At 73.6% G+C, this 2,005-nt stretch carries 2 protein-coding genes and 1 pseudogene; 1 reads left to right on the top strand and 2 read right to left on the bottom strand.

Translation table 11 applies throughout. The features are described 5' to 3' along the window. On the top strand, positions 1–295 hold a 295-nt coding region (locus E1291_RS41140; protein ID WP_131743434.1), incomplete at its 5' end, for a response regulator transcription factor. Between the two features lie 406 nt (positions 296–701). Here the strand turns inward: E1291_RS41140 and E1291_RS41145 are convergent. Together E1291_RS41145 and E1291_RS41150 are read right to left on the bottom strand one after the other, a co-directional pair. Then, a complete protein-coding gene (locus E1291_RS41145) occupies positions 702–1,550 on the bottom strand; it encodes a class I SAM-dependent methyltransferase (RefSeq protein ID WP_131743435.1) in 849 nt (282 codons plus the stop codon). Between the two features lie 136 nt (positions 1,551–1,686). Then, positions 1,687–2,005 (bottom strand): annotated as a pseudogene (locus tag E1291_RS41150) (DivIVA domain-containing protein); the annotation flags it as partial.

Below are 2,005 nucleotides of genomic sequence, written 5' to 3' on the forward strand. Positions count from 1 at the left end.
GGCGCCGCTCGCGGCGCGCGTGGACGACCTGCTGCGCCGCACCCGCGGGCCGCGCCGCACCGGCGCCGACTCCGCCGCCCCGCTCGGCCTGACGCCGCGCGAGTTCGAGGTGCTGCGGCTCGTCGCCCAGGGCCGAAGCAACCGCGACATCGCCGAGACGCTGTTCATCTCGGTGAAGACGGCGAGCGTGCACGTCTCGAACATCCTCGGCAAGCTGGAGGTGACGAGCCGCGGCGAGGCCGCCGCGACCGCGCACCGGCTGGCCCTGTTCGCCACCACCGCACCGCCGTCCTGAGCCGCCGCCGCCCTGGCCCGCCATGCGGATTCGGGCGTCCACCGGTGGTCACGGCCTCCGGGGCAGCACACTGGCCCTGGCCCCAGCGGCCGGCGGGCCGCCCCTCCGATCGGCGGGGCGCCGTCCGTCCCCGCGACCCGCGACCGCGAAGGCCGGCCACTGTTCCCGTGTGGTCCGACGGTCCGGTGGCGGGGTGCCCGGGAGGGAAGCCCCCGCCACCGACTGCACCACCACGGACGCCAAGCCCCGCCCCACGACGCCCATGGTCGAACGCCGCCGAAGACGCTCCCGACGCCCTGACCGCGACTCCAGGCCGTCACGCGAGCGCGCGACCTGACCGGCGGGGCGACACCGGAGGCGAGCCCCGCCGGGAAGATCACGAAGCGATTCGCGCACCCCCGCTGGGCTAGTCCTTCTGGGCCGGGCTTGATTTAACACGGGCGACGCAGAAGACCGTCTGGCCGAAGGGCGGGCGGACCACGCGCTCGATGGCGCGGGTCACCGGGACGACCGTCCGGTCGTAGATCTTGACGAGCCGCGGGTCGGGGTATCCGGCGCCGCCGCGGCGGACCGCGAACCACCAGGCGATGCCGCCGAGGAAGTTGATCGGCTTGAGCACCTCGGGGACCAGGCCCGCCGCGCGGACGGCCGCCCCCAGCGTCTCCGGGGTGTAGCGGGTGACGTGCCCGACCTTGCGGTCGAAGTCGCCGTAGAGCTGCATGTAGCCGGGGACCCAGATGACGATGCGGCCGCCGGGCAGGGTGACCGCGGCGAGGTCGCGCAGCGCCTGGACGTCGTCCTTGATGTGCTCCAGGACGTTCATCATCACGACGGTGTCGACCTTCTGCCGGATCTTCACCTCCGCCGGCAGTTCGAGGTCGATGACCTCGACGGAGTCGTCGCCCTGGTGGCGCGCGCGCAGCTCGCCCACGCAGTAGGGGTCGTTGTCGCTGACGACGAGGTAGTCGAGCCGTCCGGCGAACTGCTCGGAGAAGTGCCCGAGCCCGGACCCGATCTCCAGCAGGGAACGTCCGACGTAGGGCGCGACGGTCTCGTACTCGTACTTGCGGTAGTTGCGGGCCTCATCGCCACCGAGATGGTTCTCGAGGGCCCCCTCGCCCGCCGCGGGCTGGACGACGTCGCGGTCCGGCGCCGGCGCGGCCGGCGGGGCGGGCCTGGCGGCGGAGTTCGGCCCGCTGCCGAGAACGTTGAGGAGGGTGCCTGCGATGGACTTCTTCTGACCAGGTGGGTGCATACTTCCCGCTCGCTGGGTGCGTTGGCGTTCGGTTACGTGTTCGCCGGATCGAGGGACCGGTCCCCCCGGGCGGTCCGATTCCTGGCGCGAGATCGGGACAGTCTACCCATGCGCACGGGCCGCCGATGTTGAGCGTTCATCGCCGGCCCCGGATCCTGCGGCCCGTGAGCTCCCTCGCCGCGCCTCGCCCGCCCGTGAGCTGCCAGGCCTGGTCACCGTAGCGCACGGCGTGAAGATGGTCACGGACCGCGCGCTCGGCCGCGTCGGGACGCCGGGTGCGCGCGGCGCCGTACTCGGCGACGACCCGGCCGAGCACCGCCGCGCGGACCGCGTCGAGCGCGGTGTCGAGACCGAAGTCGGCGAGCCGCAGCAACTGCTCGATGCGCGCGCCGAGACCGGAGTAGGTCGGCCGCTCCTGCTCCTGGAGCTGGCGGTGCGCGTCCGACAGCTCGCGG

The sequence above is a fragment of the Actinomadura roseirufa genome (assembly GCF_900659635.1).
Taxonomy (GTDB): Bacteria; Actinomycetota; Actinomycetes; order Streptosporangiales; family Streptosporangiaceae; genus Spirillospora; species Spirillospora roseirufa.